Here is a 24236-nt window from a genome sequence, read left to right on the forward strand (position 1 = left end):
CATTTTTCTATTTTTTAGAATAGAATCCCATTATGAATTAAATTCCTAAATAAGTACTTGTAGAATGGCTGAATTAGACATTAATTAAATAGATAGCTATTTGAATGTAGTCTTGTGGGTTAATAAACTGTTAGATCAAAGTCGAATGGTTTTATAGAATTTTAAAAGCAATATCAGTTTCATTCATTATTTGGAGTTGATGAATGTTGTATTTTAGGTCACTTTCAATGGCATAAAAGCCTAATTTATCAATCTGATCTTCGAGTTCGTCTAACATGGAAAATACTACATTATTCACCAATTCTTCATACTCTTTAAATAGATTCAAAATCGATTCGGACATTTGATTTTCTATTAGTCTACCTGAAATAATATTCTCTTCTTGGCTGAGAACCTCTACGCTACACATAAATTCACCTACTCTGCTAAATAATATTAACCTTCTATTTTCACTCATTTTCTTCTCTACTTTTACATTATCAAAAAGCTATTACTGTCATTTTAATCTAGTTAATAACAATAATGCAATTTTATCTCAACTCAGATGCAACCTTCTTTTTTTAAATGCATCTCTTATAAAAGATCAGTCAAAAGCTATTTTTATGAAACACTTTATTATTCAAGTTACTTTTCTGTTTTCTTTGGTTATTACTTCTTCTGCGAGTTATGCACAATCTTTCGAAAAAGACTTGAGTGCTTTTAACAAGATTATTCTCAGCCCAGAAATAAATCTAGAATTGGTTAAAGGAGATCGGGAGTTTATAAAGGTAGAATACCAAGGTGTTGAAGAAGATAAAATTAATGCTATCGTAACTGGCAAAACACTAAAGATATTTTTAGATAATGCTAGAATTACCCCTAAGCACTTAAAAAGCAAGAATAGTTATTATTGGAATATGAAAGAGAGTATTTACAAAAATGCTCAAGTAACTGCCTATGTAACCTACCAAACACTAAGAAGACTACAGGTAAGAGGGGAAAAAAATGTAATTATTAATGATTTACTTAAAGAAGATAAATTTACACTTAAAACAATGGGAGCAACCCAAATTGTATTAAGCGATATAGAACTAAAAAAACTAAAAGTAGTAGCCTACGGTGAAAACCAATTAATTGTAAAACAAGGAAAAGCCCACAAGCAAGTGTTTAAACTATTTGGTGAGAACCTAATTGCTTCTAAAGATTTAGATGGTGAAAAAGTGAAAACCAATCTTTACGGAGAAAACAAAATTGTACTCAATGCCAATGAGAAGTTAAAAGTAAATGCTTTTGGCGAATCTAAAATTCTCAACAAAGGCGAAGGTGTTAATCGTAAAGGACTCGTTTTGGGTGAGACGAAGATTCATTAAATCTTAAATTTTTCTATCTCTAGTCTTAGTGTCTCACTCAATGCCGTCAACTTAAGCTGATAAAAGATTGTTATCTTTAAGTAATCGGTTTAAAAGATGGAAACATATGCTACTTTTTTTTTGAGCTACTTAAATCTGAACTTTTTAGTGTTGACTTTCAAAAGCAACATAGTATGAAGTCACAAGATTTTATTCGGCAACGACTATTGGGATTCTCACAGATAGCCGCTATTTTAATCAATCGGGTTGTAAAGAACCTCAGTATTGAAGTGAGTAATTTTTTTAACACCATTGGCAGTTATTCGACTTGCAGTAAACAAGCTTTCAGTAAAGCCCGCAAAAAGTTGAAGCATACTGCCTTTATAGCTCTGAATCGAAAGTATGTACAGGGATTTTATCAAACATCTTTGAGCAGTCTCTATCAAAACACTTATTATGTTTTTGCTGTGGATGGGAGTCTATGCCAACTTCCAACTTCACCGGCTATAGTAAAACATTTTGGCCTTTGGAAGAATCATACTGATACGGGTATGCCCATGGGTAGGTCTTGTGTAGTATATGATGTGCTCAATCATGTAGTAATTCAAGGAGCATTAGCGAGGAATTCAGAAAGTGAGCAAAACTTATTTCGGGTCATTTATCACCAAATTTCTGAGTACCTGCCTCAGCTCAGACCCAAAGTTATTTGGCTTATGGATAGAGCTTATCCATCTTATGACCTATGTAAAACCATAGAAATGAACGGTGGTAGTTTCCTGATTCGTTGCAAGCGAAATTTTTGTAAGGAGGTAGCGCAATTTGCAGCTTCTGATAAACTAGAAGCTCGGGTGATTTTATCAGCAAAGGTTTGGTACACAAAAAAAGGTGTGAAAAAAGAAAGCATACATACTCAACCTTTAACCATAAGAGTTGTAAAAATTCCACTTTCTGGAGGTGAAATAGAATATTTGATAACCAATCTTGAGCTACCTGCCACAGAGCTTAAAATACTTTATAGTATGCGCTGGGGAATAGAAACTTATTACGATTACTTAAAGCATACACTAGAATTGGAAAACTTTTCCAGCAAGACTGCAGAAGGCATATTACAAGATTATCATGCCAGTTTACTTACCAGTAACTTAATCCAACTATTAATAACAGAAGCACAGCAAGAACTTGATGCACTAAAAGGAAAAAAAGGTAATAAATATCACTATCAAATAAACAAGGTAGTAGCCACAGGTATCTTAAGGGGAGAACTGATTAAGTTATTGTTTACTCAAAAAGATATAGCTTACCGATTAAGTCAACTCAAAGAGCAGATAAAAAGAAGTAAAAATGCTGTAGTACCCAATCGCTCCTTCAAAAGACATAAGTTCAAAAGAAGTAGGAGAAAGTTTCATCTTAATAAGAAAAAAGCACTATAATGACTTAAGTTGACGGCATTGAGTGTCTCACTAAGACTTTGTGTTATATAATTCTCAGCAAGAGGTTGAGACTAGTAACCATCAATTTTAGCTTACTAATAACTCCATTTATCCTTATTTGAACGCGATTCTCTTGAAATACCAGTTGGTGGTATTCTTACATTTTCATCAAATTTATTTTTATAGATATATATTGGATTAAAACATATGTCTTCGCAAAAAGTATGTGCATCATCCCAACGAAACGCTCCATTATCATTTGCTATTGATGGGTTATTGTTAATAGCTTCATAATATGCTTTCCCTATTCCAACTATAAACCCTCTCCTGTAAAGAAATAAGTCTTCTCCACCTTCTATGACTTCATATAGCTCTTCTCTATCTATGTCATATAATTTCCTTTCCAAAACCTGATCGAATAGTAACAAATCCTCTTTTGAAAGTTTATCCAACTCTTCATCTAATAAAAGAATGATTTGGTTATTGAGGACTTCTGATAAAGACTGAAGAACTTGAGGAGTAGGTTTACTAATCGCCAATCTGCGAGTTTCATCCATATTGAATGGCTCCCAACAGTTTTCGATTAACTCCCAGAAAATATTTTCATTCATTTTTAATAGTTATTTGGATTAAATCTCAGTGAGAGGTTGAGACTAGCAAGGGATTATTTAGGAGGATGTAACTTTATTTATTAAATATAATAACCCTAAAATGCTTATCCCTGAAAAGTAAATATAAATTAAAACCCTAGCTGTTTTATCCATACTAGTACCCAATCTATCAAAGCTCTCCCATACCTGTTTATAATTCAAATTTTCTTCAATATATTTTTGATAAATTGTTGGAGGATAGTAATCTTCATAACGGAGTTTAGGTTGAAACTTAACGTGTACACCAATCTGAAAACTGGTAAACGATTTTCCAGTTAATTTTCTTAGTTGTTCATTAAGATATAATATTTTTTGAGTATATATATTCTTTCGATAATTATACCAACAGAATAAATTAACCCCAATACCACCAATTAAAGCAGTAAAACCTATCATTATTAGTTCGATTAGTCTTAGAGTACTCATAATTCCTATCGTTGATTAAGTGTGCCTATCTCTAATCTTAGTATCTCACTTAGACTTTGTTGCATATAATTCTCAGCGAGACGTTGAGTCTAGTTAGGAGTCAACTTAAAGCACTGAGTCCCTCACTAAAATTTTGTTTTAATGCCTTAAAGAATTTGATATTAGTAGAAACTAATCAATTTTGGAATTGTAGAATTGATATATCATTTATCAAATTTCATTAATACAGAAGTATCTCCTAGATGAGTTGGAAAGGTTAACCATACTTTCCCTCCTAAATCTGATATTTCATCTGGATTTAGTGTAATAAAAAAAGAATCATCAAATTCTAGAGTTTTTTCTCCATTAGTAATAACTGGTCTTTTACTACTTCTTCCACCAGCCACTCCTATTACATATCCTGAATCTGTCTTGAAGTTGAACATTCTAATTTGATCAAACTGTGTCATTGAGAACTGAGCATGTCCTCTATACCTTAAATATATAGCAAGTTCTGCAAGACTCAGTTTTGTTTCGTCTGGATATAATAAATCTTTGATATTAGCATCAACATCAATTACCTCAAAATTATCTAACAAATCTCTTTTAAGTTCATAGAATACTTTTTTATCACCAATGGCTAAATATAGTTGATCTATCATCCTCTTTGATTTATCAAGTTCAGATATTGCTTTTCTGCCCCAACTCCCCTCTACATTACCGATTTCAAACATGGATCTAGATATATAATGTTGTTCTGCTGCCATCTTTCTTGTATAAGACATAGCTTCACTTTTCATTTCATCGAACCTGTTTGAAGAACATGAAATTAGCAATAGAAAAAGCAGTATTTTAATCTGTTTTATATTCATTTTTAATCATTTTATCTGGTATCTATAAACTAAATGCTATATTCATGGTATTATTCTTTTAATTCTTAAGAAGATTTTGAGAACAACTTATTGAAAAAATTTCTTTTCAAAGCACTTATACATCCTAATTTATAGAAGTAGATAATTATTTAGGTAGTGTACTCCAACCGTCTTCGGGATAACTATTAATATATTCGGGGATATCTAAGTTAAGTATAACTTTAGACCATTCAGGGTGATTAACCCAGAATTTAATATAAATTTTAGAACCAATTGTATATACGTTACATTCTTTCCTCTTACATACATTTTTGTAAGTGATACCATTTACCTTATACTGATATATTTTTCCTGGAGCTTCTCTTGCTATTAAATAATCATCAATAATGACAGCAATAGTATATCTTGGCTTTACAAAAGAAGTATATATTTGCATATAAAAACCATAGATGATTGGAATCCCAAACAATATTATTACAGCAGAGATATAGATTATTTTCGTATTCTTCCTATCTAGCATTTTTAAAGTGTTAACTCTTATTAATCACTTCTTATCCTTCTTTTTATGCATCAACTTATCTAGCACATTCAAATTTTCTCTTGATAATACCGGCATTTCGTGGAAAGATTCTTTACGCAAAATCAGGTTAGGGAAACTCACTCCAACAGAGAGTGCCATCATAATAAAAGTAGCTTTAAGCGCATTATTAAGCGTTTGTTCCAGCGCAATGGTAAAGTCTGAGCCATTCTCGAAGTAAAGGTGAATGATACCCATCATCATTTTGTAAGTAAATACACCGGGCACCATCGGAATTACTGCCGGAATCGCATAAATCAATGGTGGGGTATTTTGAACTTTGCCCGCAAATAAACTAACTACCCCAACTAGCACTGCTCCGGTAAATGATGCTAATACAATATCAAGCTGAAAAGCCAGCATGAGGTTTTTAATAAATGTAGCTAACAAACCAAAAACGAAAATGTAGAATACCGTACGCCTTGGCACATTAAACAAGATACCAAAACCTACTGCGGCACCACCGCCCAAAAAACCTTTAAAAATAACTTCTTGCCAATCCATATAATCAATTTTTTAAAGTCCGTAGATAAATAATGAACAGATTAAACCCAGTGCAATCATAAATGAAATGAGAAAACCATTTACTGCGCGCATAATTCCATTTAAGATATTGCCATCTAGCAAATCGGTAAATGAGTTGATGAGTGGCACTCCGGGAATAAGGAATAAAACACAAGTAGCAAAGGCGGGCTCAAACTCTCCATCTGGATACATTTTTCTAAAAGCACCTGCAAACAACGATGCCGAGAAGGCTGCAAAAAACACACATAGATAAGCTTTAAATCTCTTTTTATGGGCTTCTTGTCTTATAAACAAACCGATAAAAGTAGCTGCAAATGTCACTAACATCGCAGCAATATGTCCGTCTGCCAAGCCGCAAAAACAAGCACCTGCCAAGCTCACAAGCGATAAAATTACCAACCTTGGGTAATGCGACAAAGCGGCTAATCTGTCTAGTTCTGCTTCAATCTCGTGCAGCGTCCAAGGTTGTTCTTCAATCTTCCAACTCATGCGGCTTATGCCTGAAATAATCCTAAAATTAACTCCCGGCGGTGTAGTTCTTCTTAGGCAACTAAATATCGGGTGGTTATTTTTACCTGTTACAGTGAGGTTCAGCGTCTGCTGCGTAACAAACAATTCTGCATGGTAGCCATAGGCATTGGCAATGCGATTGATAATCATGCGGATTCGCGAAGTGGATGCACCATTTCCCTGCATCATCAAACCTGTGCGCAGCAAAATAATGCCCATCTCTTTTATTTTTTCTTGCTCAGTTAGCACTTCAGTGTTTTCTGCCATATAGTTAGTCTTTGCTTGAAAACAAACTGTAGAATGAGTTTCAATAAAAAAAATCAGTCTGTTTATAAAGACACAAAGGTAAAAGCTACTAATAAGCAGGCAAGCGAATAGGCAGGAATTGTATATAGAAATTCTATCTATATACAATTAAAGCAATTTAAATCATTAAAATGAACATATGTAAATATCAACATTTAATATGACCTCCATCATACTCTTTCATCATCTCATAAAATAATTTAGTAGAGGAAAATTTAAAGATGATGAAGACCAACAGACGAGAATTTATAAAAATATCAGGCACAGCGGTAGGCGCAGCAGCAATCGGAGCTAGTACCCTCACTGGTTCTTTGTTTGATTGGGCTTCAGGTAGTATTCTAAATCAATCTGTTCCAGCCCCAACTTTTTTAGAGAGAACCCCCACCTATTGTGAAATATGTTTCTGGAAATGCGCAGGTTGGGTTACTAAAAACGAAGATGGAGAAATCTGGAAAATTGAAGGTCATAAAGACGATCCTCATTGCAATGGTAGGCTTTGCCCAAGAGGTACAGGCGGTGTGGGAATGTACTACGACGAAGATCGATTGAAACAACCATTAATTAGAGTAGAAGAAAACGGGAAACAGGTTTTTAAAGAAGCTAGTTGGGAAGAGGCTTTCAAAGTAATCGGCGATAAAATGAAAGCCATTAAAGAAAAATATGGTCCAGAATGTATGGCACTTTTTACCCACGGTTCTGGCGGTAAATTTCTTGGCCATATGCTTAAAGCTTATGGTTCTCCTCACATTACAGCTCCTTCTTTTGCACAATGTCGCGGTCCTAGAGAAGTGGCTTTCTATTCTACTTTTGGCGAAGGTGTACTTTCACCAGAGCGTACCGATATTAGAGATACCAGATGTTTGGTTTTAATCGGCTCTCATATTGGTGAAAACATGCACAACGGGCAAGTGCAAGAAATGTCTGAGGCGATTGATAAAGGTGCTACCATTATTACTGTTGATCCAAGGTTTTCCACTGCGGCCAGTAAATCTAAATTCTGGCTACCCATTAAACCATCCACAGACATGGCGCTCTTATTGGCATGGATTAATGTGATTATTACCGAAGAATGGTACGACAAACCTTATGTAGAAAAATATACTTTTGGCTTTGATCAATTAACAACACATATACAAACATACACTCCTGAGTGGGCGTATGGCATTACCAGTATCGAACCAAAAACCATTAGAGAAACTGCCAGAGAAATGGCTAATGCTGCCCCAGCAGTTATTATTCACCCTGGTAGACACGTAACTTGGTATGGCGATGATACCCAAAGATTAAGGGCAGTAGCGATTTTAAATGCCCTTTTAGGCTCATGGGGAAGACGGGGCGGCTTTTACTTTCCAGATAAAGTGAGCGTCCCCGATTTTCCACATCCACCTTATCCTGAGCCTAAAAAAACTTGGCGAGATTTAATGCCGGGTAAGTACAATCTGGCAACCGAAATAGTTTCTAATGGTATCTGTGATGCAACAATTCCTTCACCAGAAGCAGCTTGCAACTTTAAAGGTTGGATAGTAAATGGAACAAACCTCATTCATACACTTCCAGATCAAAAGAAAACTTTAGCAGCCATTGAAGCACTAGAACTATTGGTGGTGATTGATACCATGCCAATGGAGATAACAGGTTATGCTGATGTTATTTTACCAGAATGTACTTATTTAGAAAGGTATGATGCGATTAGAAATTCGCCGCATCGTGAGCCGGTAATTTCACTGAGAATGCCAGCAACTGAACCAAAATACAATTCGAAACCAGACTGGTGGATAGCCAAAGAACTAGGCAAAGAATTAGGCTTAGATGCTTATTTCCAATACAAAGATATTGAAGAAGTACTCGACTGGGAATTAAAACAAATTGGCAGCTCACTGGCTGAGATGCAGAAAATTGGTGTAAAGAAATTTAAAAGAGAGTATGATGATTTATACCTGATTGACGGACAAGATTTCGAATTCAATACCAACACAGGTAAAATAGAACTCTATTCTACAGAAATGGCAAATAATGGATTCGATCCAATGCCAGTTTATACACCACATGAGCAGCCTCCTGCCGGTTTTTACCGACTCAATTACGGAAGAGCTCCGGCACACACTTTCAGTAGAACATCTAACAACCCGAATCTGGTAGACATTATGCCAGAAAACGAGCTTTGGGTAAACCCGAAAGTGGCTAAACAATGGGGAATTAAAAACGGGCAATATGTCTGGTTAAAAAATCAGGATGAAATCATTTCTACATTCTCCATTAAAGTAAGAATTACTGAGCGTATCCGTTGGGACTCTGTCTACATGGCACATGGTTTCGGGCATAGCAACAAGAAATTAACAAGAGCATTTGGCAAAGGAGCAAGCGATACAGAATTGATTAGCAATGTAAAGATTGACCCGATTATGGGTGGCACAGGTATGAGGTCGAATTTTGTAACTCTACTCACAAAATTACCTGAAAAAGAAGCATCTGAAACTGAAAAAACTGTTGAGTCATGAGATATGCAATGGCTATCGATACTAAAAAATGTGTTGGCTGTAGCGACTGTGTTGTAGCATGCCAACTCGAAAACAAAGTGCCCATTGGCTATTGCCGCGACTGGATTGTAGAAACAACCAGTGGTACTTATCCTGATCTCACACTGGAGTTTCGCTCCGAAAGATGCCACCACTGCGCCAATGCACCTTGTGTGCGTTGTTGTCCAACAGGTGCCAGCCACATCGAAGAAGGAGGAGTTGTTTTAGTAACTGCTGAAAAATGTATAGGCTGTGGTGCTTGCATAGCCTCATGCCCATATGATGCGCGCTATCCACACCCAGATGGCTATGTGGATAAATGTACATTCTGCATCCATAAAGTGAGAAAAGGAGAACAGCCAGCCTGTGTGGAGGTCTGCCCTACTCATTGCCTATACTTCGGCGATTTGGACGACCCAAACAGCGATGTTTCAAGAAAAATTAAAGAAAGAAAATATAAAAGGCTTAAAACAGAAGCCGGTACCGATCCGCAATTGTACTTTTTAATTTAAAGATCATGGAAGAAGAAATTATTATAAGCGGTAGATTGAATGAAAAAGTAGACCCTTTGCTCCACATTTGGGGTTGGGAAATCGCATTCTATTTGTTTGCTGGTGGATTGGCAGCAGGTTTACTGTTTTTTGCATCACTCTCTTATCTAAGAGGAAAAGAAAATGACTATACTGCTACGGTTAAATGGGCACCTTTATTCGCACCAATATTATTGGTTTTGGGTTTAGGTGCTCTCTTTTTAGACCTGCATCATAAACTGTATTTCTGGCGATTGTACACTACCATAAAACTACAATCTCCTATGTCTTGGGGAGCATGGACATTGATGGTAATTACACCACTATCCATTATCTGGTGTGCTACCTTTATTCGAGATATTTACCCTAACTGGGATTGGAAATTCAAGTTTCTCTATCAGCTAGAAAACTTCTTTATCAAATACAGAAAAGTACTTGCATGGATTATGGTTTCCTATTCAGCCATACTTGGTATTTATACAGGTATCTTGCTTTCTGCTTTTAATGCTCGTCCGCTATGGAATACTTCCATTCTCGGTCCATTGTTTTTGGCTTCGGGACTTTCAGCAGGAGCAGCAGTAATTGTAGCACTCACAAAAAGCGAAATAGAACGAAAGTTTTTCAGTCGGATAGATCTCATTATTATCGGGGTTGAGTTGTTCTTCATCATCCACATGTTTATGGGCTTTTTGGCAAGTACACAAGTTCAGATTGAAGCCGCACAACTCTTTCTTGGTGGTAGCTACACCCTTCCTTTCTGGATATTTGTTGTATTCATTGGCATGTTAGTTCCTGCGCTACTTGAATATCTAGAATTAAAAGGACAGAAAATTCCAGTAATTATCCCCGTAGCGCTTATTCTCTTTGGCAATGTAATGCTTCGATTCATCATCGTTTATGCCGGTCAGGCAAGCAGGTATTTATATTAATAAAATTATGTCACATCAAAATTATATAACCGGAAAACACAAGTATATGAACCCCTACATGGCGGGGATTATACTTGGTTTGGTGTTACTACTTTCATTCTATCTTACCGGTAGAGGTTTGGGAGCCAGTGGCGCTATGAAGAGTGTAGTTGTAACAACAGTGAATACTGCCAGCCACGAAAAAGCAGAAAACTCACACTTTTATAGTAAATACATTAGTGATGGTAAAAATCCGATGAATAGTTGGTTGGTATTTCAGGTATTAGGAGTGTTAGTAGGTGGATTTCTTTCTGGTGCTTTGTCTGGCAGATTAAAACTAAAAACTGAACACGCACCTGTAATCACTAAAAAACGCAGAATTTTAATGGCGTTAGCGGGTGGAGCATTGTTTGGCTTCGGTTCTCAATTTGGTAGAGGCTGTACCAGTGGTGCAGCATTAAGTGGCATGGCAACGCTTTCTCTAGCCGGCTTTGTAACCATGATCGCCATTTTCGGCACTGCCTATTTGGTGGCTTATTTCTTTAGAAAAAACTGGATTTGATATGGGACCTGTTATACCTGTTTACGAAATATCTCAAGAACTGAATTTCCTCATTGCCTTTATCATTGGCATAGGTTTCGGTTTCGCATTAGAGCAAGCTGGCTTCTCATCTAGCAGAAAGTTGGCGGGCATGTTTTACGGTTACGATACCACCGTGCTCAAAGTATTTTTTACCGCTGCCATAGTAGCCATGATCGGCCTAGTATTTCTCAATTACTTTGAGATGATCGACATGGGTATTGTCTATGTAAATGAATATTACATTAACTCAGCAATTATTGGTGGAGTAATTATGGGTGTGGGTTTTATCGTTGGAGGTTTTTGCCCCGGAACCAGTGTTTGTGCAGCTGCCATTGGTAAAATAGATGCCATGGCTTACCTCGGAGGTTCTTTAATCGGCATATTTTTATTTGGAGAAACTTATAGTTGGTGGGAAAATGTCTATAACATCAATTATCTAGGCGGCATTAAGCTTTCTACCGTACTGGGTATTTCAGATGGATTAATGGTGTTCTTGGTAATTGCGGCAGCAGTACTCATGTTTTGGGTTGGCGAATGGGCAGAGAAAAAATTTAAGAGACCAGATATATCTAAAGAATTATAAAGATGAAAAGTAGAGAGATATTTTCGGTAATTATTCTGGCAATGGGATTAATAGCTGCTATTTTACCCGGCAGAAAAAACGATTCTATCCAGCTAAACGAAAGAGAATTACTACAAGAAATGTTGTTGGAAACCAATTACATTTCTGTGGATGAACTGGCTCAACTTTTAATTAGTGGTGATCCTTCTGTGCAATTAATAGATGTGAGACCGATTAGCGAATTTAAAGACCCTTTGCCAAGAGCCATTAATATTCCGATAGATAGCATTTTTAGTGAAAACTATACGTATATGTTCGATCAGAATATTATGAAAAATGTGATTTATGGTCTGGATGATGAAACAGCTACCCAAGTCTGGATGATAACCAAACAGCTAGGTTATGCCAATAATTACTTGCTAAAAGGTGGGCTACAAGCATGGAAAAAAGACATTCTCGATCCGCAATATCCGAAGCAAACAGCTTCGCAAGATGAGTTTGATCTTTATCAAAAACGCATGGCTGCCAGACAGTTTTTTACCGGTGCACAATCTTTACCAAAAGCCACATTTACACCTATTGCACCAATTCAAGGCAAGAAAAAGAAAAAAGTACAAGGTGGTTGTAGTTAAAAATTATCATCATGAAATCATCCATAAAACCTCTGGCAATTATCATTATATCGATCTTCGGTTTTCTAATTATAATATCGCATTATGCTGATAGAAGTAAGCTGAAATTGAGCGCAAAAGAAATGCAATTAATTGCAAGAGCTACCAATTACACCATCGATCAGAAAAAATTAAACAACTTTCAAAATCCCGTTTTGATTGATTTAAGAGAGCCTAAGTTTTTCAATATAGATCATCAAGAAAAAGCAGTAAATATTCCGCTTTCTGAGATATTAAATGAAGAATACAAAAACCTATTTGCAAGTGAAACTCCAAAGCTGATACAGGCACACGACCAAGTAAAAGCCAACGAAGCTTGGATGCTACTTACGCAATTAGGATACAAAAATTTATATGTTGTGGAATTACTACCTACTAGCAGATTATAATTCTTTCGTTTCGGTTATATCAAGATTCGCCCTGATTTTTCAATGGCGAATCTTTTTTTATAATCTTAAGTAATTGAATATCATTCTATTGAAAAATTAATTATTATAAAACTCACCTATCTCCAAATTTTCTTTCTATTTATAATCTAAAAGTTCTATAAGCAAAAATTGGTAAATGCGATAAAATCACTACTATATTTACACTCCATTAATCCATAAGAAATAAAAAATGAGTTTTAAAATCATTGCATTAGGAGTATTTCTTGCGCTCTCGGCTTTAGCATATATCTATATTTCGAGCAAGTTTATGTCTAAGAAAATTGTAAGACAGCGACTCGAAGAAATTATTAAAGAACAATATAACAATGCTTGGAATGTAACAGATATAACTAGGCATTTTAATGAGGGAAACATGAATCCTAATATGTTTGCCATCACTTTTGCTGATAAAGCAAATCCAGATATCCAATTCTTTACATATTGGGATGCAAAAATAGAAAAACTCTATTCTTATGGTTTTAATGATAATCCTCCAACTTTAAATGATCTGTATAATAAAGCCATTGCAACTTATGAAATGGAAGAAGATATTAAATCTCAAATGGGAGATCAAGTTAAAAATGTTGTTTTTGAATACAACAAAATAACCATCGTAACAGATTTTGAAGTTGATAGAGCTTTTATGTTGCAAGCTTCTAAAGACTTATGCAAAGCACTAGAGACCTACCCTGAAGACTGGAATTTAAGTGTAAATATTTACTTTACCACACTCGAAAGTAGTTACAATCCTTTTTATGTGTACATTACACCAGATGTAGATGATCCAGATGAAATAAGTTCTCAAAATTTTAATTCTTTTACTTTCCATATTTCCAGACAAGAAACTACAGAGATTACAGCCTTGGTTAAAAAAGTAAACCAGACTTTTGGTAAACAAGTAGTTAAAGATACCGATAACCAATCTAGGCTTACAGATGGAGTTCCACTTACTTGGCTGCATCAAGAAAACATCACAGATTTATATGCACTGTTTTATATAGAAAAAATTCCTGAAAAGAAACACATGGTCTCTCCTTATGTCGGTTTCTTGGTGGTTAAATATAATTTAGATACAAAGGAGTTGATCAAAAAAGAAATGCAGGTTTTTGAACAGCTTGACTTTGATAATTTATATGCAAAAATAGAAAACACATTGCCAAAAGAATATCATGTGAGTTATACCGCTGAATAATTTTAAGAGGAAATAACAAGCCATTCACAAAAAATGTAAATGGCTCTTACCTACTTCTTATTTTTTTTCTTCTTCTTTTTTTTGCCCTTCTTTTTAGAAGAATCTGGGGAGAATTGACTACTCAATGAACCAAAGGGCACATCAATATTGAAATAGACTTTATGTTCATCTCCATAATCGTCAACAGCAGTTAAAACATCAAAGTTATGCCCATCTTTAGCCATTAAAGCTTGTTGGCTTGATTGCATACCAGTATAGCTCAAAACAATATACTCATCTGCTGTAGACATTACCACATAGGCAGAATCGTAATTTTCTCCTGTTCCTGTTGAAACTATACTTTCTATTGTACCAAAATAAGCTGCATACAATCGCTTAAAGTTGTCCATTTTTCGCATCATATAATTGCCCACTGCAACTCTATAAATATCTCCCAACCTTAGTGGGTTTGTTTGCAAAACAACATCAGAAAATGCCGTAAGTTCTTCAAATTGCTCATTGTTATAATATTCTGCAATTTGTGCATTCGCACTGGTAAAATAAGGAGAGTAATCGTCTGCTTTTCTTTGTGCAATGTAGAATCTAAAATAGTCTTCTAAAGACAAAATTTCACCTTTATTTATTTTACTCTTAAGATCAGTATAAACTGCTAAAGAGTCTGTGCTCAATATTTCTTGAAGTTTAGGAGATGTATAATTTACAAATTTGAAATCGTAATATTCATCCAGATAGAATGCATCTTTATTGGTTTTAAGCATCATTTCCGATTCTAAACTCAATACATATGCATCAAAATTTAGAGAATCTAACTTCAAAACAATGTCTGCTTGTTGTTTGGCTTTCTTGAAATGTAACGAATTAAATTCAGACATAGAATTTAAAATATAAAACTCTACATTTAATGAATCTATGGTGTTGCCTTTTTCAGAATATTTAATAGCTTTCTTAAAATCTTCGCGGTAGAAGTATTCTTGAGCAAGTATGTATATTGTTGAAACATTATTAGTATCAAGCTCATATGCATACTCAAACAAAGACAAGACAGAATCTTCTCGACCTTGCATTTGCAAATCCAAACCTAGTCTTACATAACCTTCTGGGTCGTTTGGTGCTTTAGAAATATAAACCCTGAAATAATGCTCTGCACTATCAATATTTTCAAGTATTTCAAAAGCATTTGCCAGATTAAAATAGGCATCTATAAAAGAGGTATCTACTTTGGCAGACATACGGTAATCTTCCAGTGCACTTTCATTCTGATTAAACTCCATAAAACAATTGCCTCTAAGTTTATACACCTCGGCATTTAAAGAGTCTTTCTCAATGTATTTATTGAGTAGATTTAGTGCTTCACGATATTGGTCTCCGTCGTAGTATTTTTTGGCGCTTGCCAAAAGGTTTTCTTTAGTTTGAGAATAACTGTTAGTTGCTACTACAAATAGTAAGTTTATTAGAAGAAAATACTTTGTCATGGTAATGTAATAATTGAGCGTGAGTAAGCTCAAATGGTTTAATTTGTCCGTTTATTTAGTGTTTAGCTATGTTTGTTGTTCTGTCTAAGTTACATAATTAAAAACAAATTAAACCGGATTTAGTACTCACTCATTACCACTTTTTTAATATTTATTTGTATTCTACAAAGTACATTGGGTAACTAGATTTCACTTGTCCTTTTACAATTTTCTTCAATTTGCTTTCCATCATTTTCTGGGTGACCGGTTTTAAATAATCTAGATACAGCACTCCTTTTGTATGGTCGAACTCATGCTGTATCATTCTGGCGGTAGGGCCATGAAATGTTTTTTGTTGCAATTCGAAGTTTCTATCCAAGTATTCTATCGTAATACTCCAAGGTCTGTTCACATTTTGAGACAAGCCTGGAATACTCAAACAACCTTCATCTTCATCCCAAGATTTATCTGATCGCTCTAAAATTTTTGCATTGATAAATGTTTCCTTAACACTTTCTACTCCTTTTTCACTTAAAATTCTTCGCTCTCTTCTATTTAATTCTGCAAAAGTTTGCTCACTATCTACTATAAACAATTGTAGTGCTTCACCAACTTGATTTGCAGCCAATCCACAACCATTGGCATTGTACATAGTTTCCCACATATTCTCAATCAAGCTTGCAACTTGAGCATCATTATTTGTTATTTCTTTTGATTGCTCTCTTAAAACTGGATGCCCATAAGCATAAATAGATAATTTCATTTTTCTAGTTTTTAATACAAATGTGAGTGGAATGAAACTCCCAATCAATGAACCTATGTTAAATAATTTGTTTACGAATACGACTTAAGCCTTGTGGCGTAATTCCAATGTAAGACGCAATGTACTTCAAAGGAATCTTCTCTATAATTTCCGGATTTTCATCAAACAGATTCAAATACCTTTGTTTGGCCGTAAATTTTAATAATGCCAATTCTCTTTTACTTTTTGCCAGATATAAATTTTCGGCAGCAAATCTTCCTAAATAATTACCCACTTTAGTTTGAGCATATACTATTTGTAAATCACGATTGCTTATACTCCACATCACCATGTTTGTTAAAGCTTGTAACTCATATTCTGATGGATTTTGACTCAGAAAAGAATCGTACGCACAAGTAAATTCTCTATCGAAACAAAAATGGAAAGTTAATTCATTTTCAACATCTGGTATATAGTATCTCACAATACCAGATTCTATAAAAGAAAGATACTTTTCAATATCACCCCTTTTAGTAATCACCTCTCCTTTTTTAAAAACTCTTTTGGTAAAATAAGACGATATAAATAGCCATTCTTCTTCTGTCAACCTTGTAATCTGCTCATAATATTCTCTAATGTATCCCATGTAAATTAAAAAAATCTCACCTAATAAAGTTAGAAAAAAATAAGCTTTAAAAGCTGCAAAGCTATGATAATTGCTATTTTTTTTAGCCTTGCCTAAATTTATATTTTTATTTATCTAATTATATCATTACATTAGTCTAGATACAAGATTAAGAAAGACTAATTATATAGATATGAAACCAATATTTTTACTAGTACTTATATACCTTTCGCCATTTCTAAGCTTAGCGCAAGAAGCAAGTATTTCAGGAATTATTTCCGATGAGCACGGGCCCTTGCCTTATGCCACAGTAAGTATTGCCTCTTTAGGAAAAGGAGACGTAGCAGATCCTTATGGCAAATATCAAATTTCAGATGTGCCTACAGGAACATACAAAGTACAAGTAAGTATGATCGGTTATCGAATGATTGAACAAACCATTGAAGTGAATAACAAAACAAATATTCAAGAAAATTTTGAATTGTTAGAAGACTTAATGAATCTCGAACAGGTTGTGGTGAGCGGCACTCGTTATGAACTAGATCGCAGTGAATCTCCGGTAGTTGTAGGAGTGCTAAGCCCTAAGCTTTTTAGTGCTACACAATCAGTTGCAATTTCAGAAGGATTAAACTTTCAATCGGGTGTAAGAGTCGAAACCAATTGCCAAAACTGTGGCTTTACGCAAGTTCGCCTAAACGGGCTCGAAGGAGGTTATTCGCAAATTTTGATTAATAGCAGACCCGTTTTTAGTGCACTTAACAGTGTATACGGTTTAGATCAAATCCCGACAAATATTGTGGAAAGAATTGAAGTAGTGAGAAGTGGTGGCTCTGCTTTGTATGGCTCTAATGCCATTGCCGGCACCATCAACATCATAACCAAAGAACCTGTCGAAAATGCTTGGCAAGTAGCAAGTAATTTCTCGCTAATCGATGGGAAAGAACCTGACCAAACAGTGCAGTTGAATGGAACTATTGTGGCAGAAGACCAGCGAAGTGGAGTTACATTTTACAGTATGCACAGAAATAGAGATAGTTATGATGCCAATGGCGATGGCTTCAGCGAATTAACCAAACTAGAAAATAATACTTTGGGTACAAAAGCTTTTTACAAACCTGGTAAAAACAACAAAATCACTTTCGAATTCAGCTCAATCAAAGAATTTAGACGCGGTGGAGATAATTTAGATTTAGCCCCTCATCTCACAGATATTACTGAACAGCTAGATCATAGTACCATAATTACTGGATTGTCTTTTGACCAATTAAGTAAAGATAAAAAGAGTAAATATGCAGTATACACTTCTGCTCAAACTACAAAAAGAGAAAGTTTCTATGGTGGTTTAGGAGGTGGCAGAACCGCAGCAGACAGTATAATTGCCAGCAATGCATATGGAAATACTAGCGATCTGGCTTTGGTTACAGGCTTTCAATTTTCGAGAAATATGCATGGAGAAGATATGCTCGTAGTTGGTATTGAAAATCAATACAGCAAAGTGGATGATGAAATTCCCGGTTACAATCGTTTAATTGCTCAATCGGTAAACACATCTGGGATTTATGCACAATACGAATGGCGCCCAATAGACAGATTTACTGCTCTACTAGGTGGCAGATACGATTTTACGCAAGTAGAAGGAAGCTATCAGGTTGGGAATGTGCAAAGAAGTTCTGAAGTGGAAACTGGAGTATTTAGTCCAAGATTTACCATTCTCTATGATCTAAAAGAAAATATCCAGTTTAGAGGTGGATATGCTCGTGGTTTTAGAGCTCCACAAGCTTTTAATGAAGATTTACATATTTCGTCGGTTGGTGGCGAACCTCAGTTTGTAATTTTGGGTAATGATTTAGATAAAGAACTTTCAGATGCTTATACTGCTTCTTTAAACTTTACAAAAACTACTGCAAGTACACAAGCGAGCTTTTTAATTGAAGGATTTTACACTAATCTCAAAAATCCATTTACCATTGTAAGCACAGGTTCTACCCTACCAAATGGATCAATTTTAGAAGAAGTGAGAAACGGAAATGGAGCTTATGTAAGTGGAGCAAATATTGAATTGAACTGGTCACCAACAGCCAAAATGTTTTTCCAAGTGGGTGGAACATTGCAACAATCTAGGTATAAAGAAAGCCAAGTTATATTTGAGCCTGAAAGTGACAATTTGAGCGAATCCCGCATCGAAACAGATAAATTTTTAAGAAACCCGAATGTGTATGGCTATTTCACATCGAGTTGGAAGCTGATTAGAAAATTAGACATTGACTTTACTGGCACTTACACTGGCTCAATGACAGTTCCTCGCGTGATAAGCAAATCGGGATTTATGCAATTGAATGAGTCTGATCAATTCTGGGATATGAACCTGAAATTAGCTTATAAAATCAATTTGGCAGAGCATTTACACTTAGAAATTAATGGAGGAATGCAAAATATTTTGAACAGTTATCAGAAAGATTTTGATACTGGTGCACAAAGAGATTCTGATTATGTATATGGACCAGCAAGACCAAGAACATTCTTTTTCGGAGTAAAGATTGGAGACTTGCATTAAGAAGTTTTTAGATACTTTGAAATTTATGCGCTGAAATTTTGTTAGTTTTGCAATATGAAGCAATTGGCATGTTTACTGGCTTTTTGGTTTTTGGCACTTTCTACCTTTCCATGTTCAGATGAAGAAGAAGAAACTGCTGTACAAAAAGAAGTTGCCATTTCTTCAACTCAAAATGCATCTACATTTAATCAAGAAGTATTGAGAAAGTGTGCAGATGAACAGCATGCAGATCACAATCATTCAGGAGATAACTGTTCACCTTTTTGCCAATGTCACTGTTGCCACACACATGTTACTTTGCATAAAGCACCATTTTTTGAAGTGGTCGCTTTTGAATACTTTATTGATTATGACATCAGAAACAGTAACTTTATTCCTGATCCACATCTAAATTCTCCCTTTCATCCACCAAAAGCTTGATTTAATTCCACATTAAAATCTACAGGCAAAATTATGTCTGTTACTAAATATTTATGAATTAAATCTACATAGTATGATTAAACATATTATAGCTTTTTCTGTGCAGAATAAGCTACTTGTTGCTATGCTCATGGTAGTGCTGATAATCGGTGGTATCTGGAGCATTACAAAAATACCAATTGATGCCGTGCCTGACATCACAAACAATCAGGTACAAGTAATTACCCAAGCGCCAAATTTAGGTACTGAAGACATAGAGCAATTTGTCACTTATCCAATCGAATTGGCTATGTCGAACTTGCCGGGAGTTACCGAAATTCGTTCTATTTCACGATTCGGTTTATCTGTAGTTACCATTGTTTTCGAAGATGGCATGGATACCTATTTGCCACGCCAACTAGTTTCTGAGAAACTTCCAGAAATTGAAGAACGCATTCCAGATGGTTTTGGTAAACCACATATGGGACCTATTTCAACAGGTTTGGGTGAAATCTATCAATATACACTTGACGTTGACAGCGCCCATCAAGATAAATATTCTGCTTCTGACCTTAGAACTATTCAAGACTGGATAATCAGAAGACAAATGGCAATGATTCCCGGTGTGGTGGAAATAAATGCTTTTGGTGGTAAAATTAAGCAATACGAGGTTAAAGTAAATCCAGACGAACTAAATGCAATGGGGTTAAACATTGCTGATGTTTTTAGTGCTCTTCAAGAAAATAACCAAAACACAGGTGGAGCTTATATTGAGAAAGAACACAGGGCTAATTTTATCCGTGGAGAAGGGCTTGCCAGAAATATTTCTGATATTGAAGACATCGTCGTAAAAAATGTAAACGATATACCAATTACAATTAAAGACATTGCCAAAGTACAGTTTGGTAGTGCTCCACGCTATGGAACTTTCACCAAAAATGGTAAAGGTGAAGCTGTTGGTGGAATGGTATTAATGCTGAAAGGTGCCAATTCTAATGATGTTATTAATCAAGTAATAACAAGGATTGATGAGATTCAAAAATCTTTACCTGAAGGTGTAAAAATTGAGCCATTCCTCGACCGAAGTAATTTAATTATAAAAACAACGAGCACAGTAAGTCGTAACCTACTTGAAGGAGCACTAATCGTGATTTTTGTTCTGGTTTTTCTTTTAGGAAACTGGCGTGGTGGTTTCATTGTAGCCTCAACCATTCCGCTTTCATTACTCTTTGCTTTTATACTGATGAATGCCTTTGGGGTTTGGGCAAACCTGATGAGCCTCGGGGCTATTGACTTTGGAATCATAGTAGACGGAGCGGTAATTATCGTAGAAAGTAGTGTATATCTACTCAGCCAAAAAGTACTCAAGCATCAAGAAATAGACAAAGAAACTAGGAACCAAACAGCTATAGAAGCTTCTTCTAAAATGATGCGATCGGCCTTTTTTGGTCAGTTAATCATCCTCATTGTATTTATTCCGATTCTGGCTTTAGAAGGTGTTGAAGGTAAGATGTTCCAGCCAATGGCACTCACTTTTATGTTTGCCATGTTAGGTGTAATGATTCTTTGCCTTACCTATGTGCCAATGATGTCAGCATGGTTTCTACGTGTTAACAAAGATGCAAAACCTTCATTAGGTGACAAAGTTGTCATCAAAATAGAAAACCTCTATGAGAAGTTACTTACTAAGGCATTAAGAAGAGCCAAATGGGTAATTCTAGTTTCTGCTTCACTTCTGGCTTTTGCCGTTTTCATTTTCTTTAAATTAGGCGGTGAATTTATCCCTCAATTAGATGAAGGTGATATCGCATTTCACATCATTTTAAAACCGGGTAGTTCTCTTACTCAGGCAGTAAGTGCCTCCACCAAAGTAGAAAAATTACTTTTAGAAAATTTCCCCGAGATAGATCAGGCACTTTCTAGATTTGGTGTAGCCGATGTTCCTACAGACCCAATGCCTATGGATATTGGAGACTGCTTCCTCATTCTGAAGCCTAAAAGTGAATGGGTTTCTGCTGAAAGCAAAGACGAACTCATTGCCAACATGAAAGAAGTTTTGGGACAGCTTCCGGGTATTAATTATGAGTTTACACAGCCAATAGAGATGCGATTCAACGAGTTGATTACAGGTGTTCGAGAAGATATCGCAGTAAAATTGTTTGGTGAAGATTTGGCATTACTGGCTTCTAAAGCAGAAGAAATGGGCAAAATTATCGCTGGAATTCCAGGTGTCGCCGACATGAAAGTAGAAGCCACCAGTGGTCTACCCCAAATGACAGTAAAATATAATCGCCATAAAATTGCCCAGTACAATGTGAATATCGAAGACCTTAACAGGATGATTCAAGCGGCATTTGCAGGTGGCAAAGCAGGGGTGATTTTTGAAGGAGAAAAACGCTTCGATTTGGTGGTAAGACTCGATGAAACCTATCGGAAAAACATCGACAACTTAGAAAACCTGTATATCGATTTACCTTCTGGAAACAGAATTCCACTTAAAGAAGTGGCTGATATCAGTTATGAAGAAGGGCCGATGCAGATTAGTAGAGACAATACCAACCGTAGAGTATATGTGGGAGTAAATGTTCGTGAAAACGATATTCAGACTGTTACTCAGGAAATCCAACGCAGGTTAGACGCTCGATTAGATTTACCACCTGGCTATTACATCCGCTATGGTGGAGCTTTCGAAAATCTAGAAAGAGCTAGCAAAAGATTGCAAGTGCTCGTGCCTGCTGCAATGGCACTCATTTTCGTACTTATATTCTTTGCTCTAAGATCAGTCCGACAAACCATTATGATTTATATCGCCATTCCATTGGCAGCAATTGGTGGAGTACTTTCTCTCTGGCTGAGAGATATGCCTTTTAGTATTTCAGCAGGCATTGGTTTTATCGTGTTGTTTGGTGTAGCAGTGTTAAACGGTTTGGTATTGGTTAGTGGCTGGAACGAACTGAAAGAAGAAGGAGTAAGCGATTTGAGAGAAAGAATAGAAACTGGTGCAAAAAGAAGAATTAGACCGATATTACTAACCGCACTCACTGATATTTTAGGTTTCTTGCCAATGGCGATTTCAACATCATCTGGTGCAGAAGTTCAGCGACCGTTGGCAACAGTTGTAATTGGTGGAATGATTACAGCCACTTTTCTCACCTTGTTTGCCTTACCAATTTTATACAGATGGGTAGAAAAATGGCAGTCAAACCCTAGAACCTTGTCCATTTTCAAAAAGACAAGCTTTACAGTGATATTGATTTTACTATGTGTATTAATGCAGCCAAAACCTGTAGAAGCACAAGACAAAAAAACAGTATCTGAGTTAGAGGAAGCCATCGTAATTGCCAAAGAAAACAATGGTAATTTACATGCAGCCAAAACCAATATTAAAGTAGAAGAAGCTGGTAAAAAAGAAGCTATCAATTTAAATAAAACAGATTTTGGAATTCAATACGGGCAATACAACAGCTTCGAAAACGACTTTTCCATCAACATCAACCAATCTTTTGAATTACCAATGGTGTATGCAAAAAGAAAAAATTTGGCAGATGCAAAAGTAGAAAGCAAGCAATTACAAGTTGCGGTGATCGAAAACGATTTGATCAAAGATATTAAAAAGGCTTGGTACCAACTGGCATTTCTGGAAGAGAAAAAAAAACTAATGCTCTTTCAAGATTCTGTTTATAGTGAGTTTTTGCGAGCGGCTAAACTTCGCTACGAAACCGGAGCCACTAGCTATCTGGAACAGGCTGCTAGTGAAACTAAGACGATGGAAGTTAGAAATCAGCTAAAGATGATAGAAGCTGATATTGCCATTCAAGAAAGTAAGCTGCAAACATTGCTCAACGATTCTAGTGAAATCAACTTTGAGCCACCTGAGTTGGAGAGCATCACCAAAGTTGGGTTGCAAAATGCATCTCTTCAAAGCAACAATCCGATGGTTAGTTATACGCTACAGCAATCAAAAATTGCTCAAGCAGAACAACAGGTTGCATCTGCCAAAATGCTTCCCGAATTTTCTATTGGCTATTTCAATCAATCTATGATTGGCACAGAAACTTCCAATGGAGAAATTGCCAGTGCATCAGATAGGTTTACAGGAATTCAAGCAGGCATTTCTATTCCCTTGTTTTTTGGTTCATACAAAGCCGGCATTCAAGCTGCTAAATTGCGAGAGCAAGCTAGTCAGCAAACTGCCAATTACTACCAAAGTGTAGTAAAAAGCCAGTATGATCAACAAAGAAAAGAAGTAGACAAATATTTAAGTAGCCTTGAATATTATCAGGGAAAGGCACTTTCTCAAGCTGATCTGATTATCGAAAATGCGCAAAAGAGTATGGAAAATGGCGCGATCGGATATGTAGAATATTTCCAATTACTCAATCAAGCAATTTCAATCAGATTTAATTATCTGGAAAACCTAAACGGTTACAATCAGGCAATCATTTCACTAGAATATTTGGCGGGAAATTAAA

23 protein-coding genes are annotated in these 24236 nt (G+C 35.7%); 13 read left to right on the forward strand and 10 right to left on the reverse strand.

Annotated features, from left to right (window positions below; genetic code table 11):
- Positions 1-151: 151 nt before the first annotated feature.
- A complete protein-coding gene (locus OQ292_RS26995; protein WP_284687205.1) occupies positions 152-457 on the reverse strand; it encodes a hypothetical protein in 306 nt (101 codons plus the stop codon).
- A gap of 145 nt (positions 458-602) precedes the next feature.
- Here OQ292_RS26995 and OQ292_RS27000 point away from each other — a divergent pair, with 145 nt between their 5' ends.
- Positions 603-1349, forward strand: a complete 747-nt coding sequence (locus OQ292_RS27000; protein ID WP_284687206.1) for a GIN domain-containing protein — start codon at positions 603-605, stop codon at positions 1347-1349.
- A gap of 104 nt (positions 1350-1453) precedes the next feature.
- A complete protein-coding gene (locus OQ292_RS27005; RefSeq protein WP_284686515.1) occupies positions 1454-2758 on the forward strand; it encodes an IS4 family transposase in 1305 nt (434 codons plus the stop codon).
- 95 nt (positions 2759-2853) lie between these two features.
- Here OQ292_RS27005 and OQ292_RS27010 read toward each other — a convergent pair whose 3' ends face one another.
- The 6 genes from OQ292_RS27010 to OQ292_RS27035 all read right to left on the reverse strand — a co-directional run bounded on the left by OQ292_RS27010 (position 2854) and on the right by OQ292_RS27035 (position 6564).
- Entirely contained in the window at positions 2854-3369 is a 516-nt protein-coding gene (locus OQ292_RS27010) for a DUF4240 domain-containing protein (RefSeq protein WP_284687207.1), read from the reverse strand.
- Between the two features lie 57 nt (positions 3370-3426).
- Positions 3427-3834 carry a hypothetical protein gene (locus tag OQ292_RS27015; RefSeq protein WP_284687208.1) on the reverse strand — a complete coding sequence of 136 codons (408 nt, stop codon included), beginning with the start codon at positions 3832-3834 and terminating at the stop codon, positions 3427-3429.
- A gap of 203 nt (positions 3835-4037) precedes the next feature.
- Positions 4038-4685 carry a hypothetical protein gene (locus OQ292_RS27020; RefSeq protein WP_284687209.1) on the reverse strand — a complete coding sequence of 216 codons (648 nt, stop codon included), beginning with the start codon at positions 4683-4685 and terminating at the stop codon, positions 4038-4040.
- Between the two features lie 145 nt (positions 4686-4830).
- On the reverse strand, positions 4831-5205 hold the full coding sequence (locus OQ292_RS27025) for a hypothetical protein (protein ID WP_284687210.1): 375 nt from the start codon (positions 5203-5205) through the stop codon (positions 4831-4833).
- A 24-nt stretch (positions 5206-5229) separates the two neighbouring features.
- Positions 5230-5766 carry a threonine/serine exporter family protein gene (locus tag OQ292_RS27030; RefSeq protein ID WP_284687211.1) on the reverse strand — a complete coding sequence of 179 codons (537 nt, stop codon included), beginning with the start codon at positions 5764-5766 and terminating at the stop codon, positions 5230-5232.
- Positions 5767-5778: 12 nt separating this feature from the next.
- Positions 5779-6564, reverse strand: coding sequence for a threonine/serine exporter family protein (locus OQ292_RS27035; RefSeq protein ID WP_284687212.1), 786 nt, complete (start codon positions 6562-6564; stop codon positions 5779-5781).
- Between the two features lie 260 nt (positions 6565-6824).
- Between OQ292_RS27035 and OQ292_RS27040 the strand changes: the two genes are divergently transcribed.
- The 8 genes from OQ292_RS27040 (at position 6825) to OQ292_RS27075 (ending at position 13993) form a co-directional block, all read left to right on the forward strand.
- Positions 6825-9101, forward strand: a complete 2277-nt coding sequence (locus tag OQ292_RS27040; RefSeq protein WP_348970666.1) for a molybdopterin-containing oxidoreductase family protein — start codon at positions 6825-6827, stop codon at positions 9099-9101.
- Complete coding sequence (locus OQ292_RS27045; RefSeq protein ID WP_284687213.1) at positions 9098-9631, forward strand: 4Fe-4S dicluster domain-containing protein; 534 nt, start codon at positions 9098-9100, stop codon at positions 9629-9631. Before OQ292_RS27040 ends, OQ292_RS27045 begins: the two co-directional genes overlap by 4 nt.
- Before the next feature lie 5 nt (positions 9632-9636).
- Positions 9637-10578 (forward strand): NrfD/PsrC family molybdoenzyme membrane anchor subunit, encoded by a 942-nt coding sequence (nrfD, locus tag OQ292_RS27050; protein WP_284687214.1) that lies wholly within the window; start codon positions 9637-9639, stop codon positions 10576-10578.
- A gap of 7 nt (positions 10579-10585) precedes the next feature.
- Positions 10586-11119: a YeeE/YedE thiosulfate transporter family protein gene (locus tag OQ292_RS27055; protein WP_284687215.1), complete on the forward strand. Its 534-nt coding sequence runs from the start codon at positions 10586-10588 to the stop codon at positions 11117-11119.
- A gap of 1 nt (position 11120) precedes the next feature.
- Positions 11121-11723: a YeeE/YedE thiosulfate transporter family protein gene (locus tag OQ292_RS27060; protein WP_284687216.1), complete on the forward strand. Its 603-nt coding sequence runs from the start codon at positions 11121-11123 to the stop codon at positions 11721-11723.
- A gap of 2 nt (positions 11724-11725) precedes the next feature.
- Positions 11726-12334 carry a rhodanese-like domain-containing protein gene (locus tag OQ292_RS27065; RefSeq protein ID WP_284687217.1) on the forward strand — a complete coding sequence of 203 codons (609 nt, stop codon included), beginning with the start codon at positions 11726-11728 and terminating at the stop codon, positions 12332-12334.
- A gap of 11 nt (positions 12335-12345) precedes the next feature.
- Positions 12346-12762: a rhodanese-like domain-containing protein gene (locus OQ292_RS27070; protein WP_284687218.1), complete on the forward strand. Its 417-nt coding sequence runs from the start codon at positions 12346-12348 to the stop codon at positions 12760-12762.
- 229 nt (positions 12763-12991) lie between these two features.
- Complete coding sequence (locus OQ292_RS27075) at positions 12992-13993, forward strand: hypothetical protein (protein ID WP_284687219.1); 1002 nt, start codon at positions 12992-12994, stop codon at positions 13991-13993.
- A gap of 50 nt (positions 13994-14043) precedes the next feature.
- Here the strand turns inward: OQ292_RS27075 and OQ292_RS27080 are convergent, their stop codons facing one another.
- The 3 genes from OQ292_RS27080 to OQ292_RS27090 all read right to left on the reverse strand — a co-directional run bounded on the left by OQ292_RS27080 (position 14044) and on the right by OQ292_RS27090 (position 16832).
- Positions 14044-15465: a DUF4919 domain-containing protein gene (locus OQ292_RS27080; RefSeq protein ID WP_284687220.1), complete on the reverse strand. Its 1422-nt coding sequence runs from the start codon at positions 15463-15465 to the stop codon at positions 14044-14046.
- A 151-nt stretch (positions 15466-15616) separates the two neighbouring features.
- Positions 15617-16207, reverse strand: coding sequence for a peptide deformylase (gene def, locus OQ292_RS27085; protein ID WP_284687221.1), 591 nt, complete (start codon positions 16205-16207; stop codon positions 15617-15619).
- 58 nt (positions 16208-16265) lie between these two features.
- Positions 16266-16832 carry a Crp/Fnr family transcriptional regulator gene (locus OQ292_RS27090; RefSeq protein ID WP_284687222.1) on the reverse strand — a complete coding sequence of 189 codons (567 nt, stop codon included), beginning with the start codon at positions 16830-16832 and terminating at the stop codon, positions 16266-16268.
- Between the two features lie 172 nt (positions 16833-17004).
- Here OQ292_RS27090 and OQ292_RS27095 point away from each other — a divergent pair, with 172 nt between their 5' ends.
- The 3 genes from OQ292_RS27095 (at position 17005) to OQ292_RS27105 (ending at position 24235) form a co-directional block, all read left to right on the forward strand.
- Positions 17005-19365: a TonB-dependent receptor gene (locus OQ292_RS27095; protein WP_284687223.1), complete on the forward strand. Its 2361-nt coding sequence runs from the start codon at positions 17005-17007 to the stop codon at positions 19363-19365.
- Positions 19366-19419: 54 nt separating this feature from the next.
- Positions 19420-19785, forward strand: a complete 366-nt coding sequence (locus OQ292_RS27100) for a DUF6660 family protein (protein ID WP_284687224.1) — start codon at positions 19420-19422, stop codon at positions 19783-19785.
- A 73-nt stretch (positions 19786-19858) separates the two neighbouring features.
- Entirely contained in the window at positions 19859-24235 is a 4377-nt protein-coding gene (locus OQ292_RS27105) for a CusA/CzcA family heavy metal efflux RND transporter (protein ID WP_284687225.1), read from the forward strand.
- The last annotated feature ends 1 nt before the right edge of the window (position 24236 follow it).

The organism is Chondrinema litorale (assembly GCF_026250525.1).
Classification (GTDB): Bacteria; Bacteroidota; Bacteroidia; order Cytophagales; family Flammeovirgaceae; genus Chondrinema; species Chondrinema litorale.

What these genes read in the sequence shown, in the direction of transcription:
- OQ292_RS27070 (WP_284687218.1), top strand. Translation starts at nt 12,346, where the DNA reads ATGAAATCATCCATAAAACCTCTGGCAATTATCATTATATCGATCTTC.
- OQ292_RS27040 (WP_348970666.1), top strand. Translation starts at nt 6,825, where the DNA reads ATGATGAAGACCAACAGACGAGAATTTATAAAAATATCAGGCACAGCG.
- OQ292_RS27060 (WP_284687216.1), top strand. Translation starts at nt 11,121, where the DNA reads ATGGGACCTGTTATACCTGTTTACGAAATATCTCAAGAACTGAATTTC.
- OQ292_RS27075 (WP_284687219.1), top strand. Translation starts at nt 12,992, where the DNA reads ATGAGTTTTAAAATCATTGCATTAGGAGTATTTCTTGCGCTCTCGGCT.
- OQ292_RS27100 (WP_284687224.1), top strand. Translation starts at nt 19,420, where the DNA reads ATGAAGCAATTGGCATGTTTACTGGCTTTTTGGTTTTTGGCACTTTCT.
- OQ292_RS27035 (WP_284687212.1), bottom strand. Translation starts at nt 6,564, where the DNA reads ATGGCAGAAAACACTGAAGTGCTAACTGAGCAAGAAAAAATAAAAGAG.
- OQ292_RS27105 (WP_284687225.1), top strand. Translation starts at nt 19,859, where the DNA reads ATGATTAAACATATTATAGCTTTTTCTGTGCAGAATAAGCTACTTGTT.
- OQ292_RS27015 (WP_284687208.1), bottom strand. Translation starts at nt 3,834, where the DNA reads ATGAGTACTCTAAGACTAATCGAACTAATAATGATAGGTTTTACTGCT.
- OQ292_RS27045 (WP_284687213.1), top strand. Translation starts at nt 9,098, where the DNA reads ATGAGATATGCAATGGCTATCGATACTAAAAAATGTGTTGGCTGTAGC.
- def (WP_284687221.1), bottom strand. Translation starts at nt 16,207, where the DNA reads ATGAAATTATCTATTTATGCTTATGGGCATCCAGTTTTAAGAGAGCAA.
- nrfD (WP_284687214.1), top strand. Translation starts at nt 9,637, where the DNA reads ATGGAAGAAGAAATTATTATAAGCGGTAGATTGAATGAAAAAGTAGAC.
- OQ292_RS27030 (WP_284687211.1), bottom strand. Translation starts at nt 5,766, where the DNA reads ATGGATTGGCAAGAAGTTATTTTTAAAGGTTTTTTGGGCGGTGGTGCC.
- OQ292_RS27020 (WP_284687209.1), bottom strand. Translation starts at nt 4,685, where the DNA reads ATGAATATAAAACAGATTAAAATACTGCTTTTTCTATTGCTAATTTCA.
- OQ292_RS27065 (WP_284687217.1), top strand. Translation starts at nt 11,726, where the DNA reads ATGAAAAGTAGAGAGATATTTTCGGTAATTATTCTGGCAATGGGATTA.
- OQ292_RS27010 (WP_284687207.1), bottom strand. Translation starts at nt 3,369, where the DNA reads ATGAATGAAAATATTTTCTGGGAGTTAATCGAAAACTGTTGGGAGCCA.
- OQ292_RS27080 (WP_284687220.1), bottom strand. Translation starts at nt 15,465, where the DNA reads ATGACAAAGTATTTTCTTCTAATAAACTTACTATTTGTAGTAGCAACT.
- OQ292_RS26995 (WP_284687205.1), bottom strand. Translation starts at nt 457, where the DNA reads ATGAGTGAAAATAGAAGGTTAATATTATTTAGCAGAGTAGGTGAATTT.
- OQ292_RS27095 (WP_284687223.1), top strand. Translation starts at nt 17,005, where the DNA reads ATGAAACCAATATTTTTACTAGTACTTATATACCTTTCGCCATTTCTA.
- OQ292_RS27055 (WP_284687215.1), top strand. Translation starts at nt 10,586, where the DNA reads ATGTCACATCAAAATTATATAACCGGAAAACACAAGTATATGAACCCC.
- OQ292_RS27000 (WP_284687206.1), top strand. Translation starts at nt 603, where the DNA reads ATGAAACACTTTATTATTCAAGTTACTTTTCTGTTTTCTTTGGTTATT.
- OQ292_RS27090 (WP_284687222.1), bottom strand. Translation starts at nt 16,832, where the DNA reads ATGGGATACATTAGAGAATATTATGAGCAGATTACAAGGTTGACAGAA.
- OQ292_RS27025 (WP_284687210.1), bottom strand. Translation starts at nt 5,205, where the DNA reads ATGCTAGATAGGAAGAATACGAAAATAATCTATATCTCTGCTGTAATA.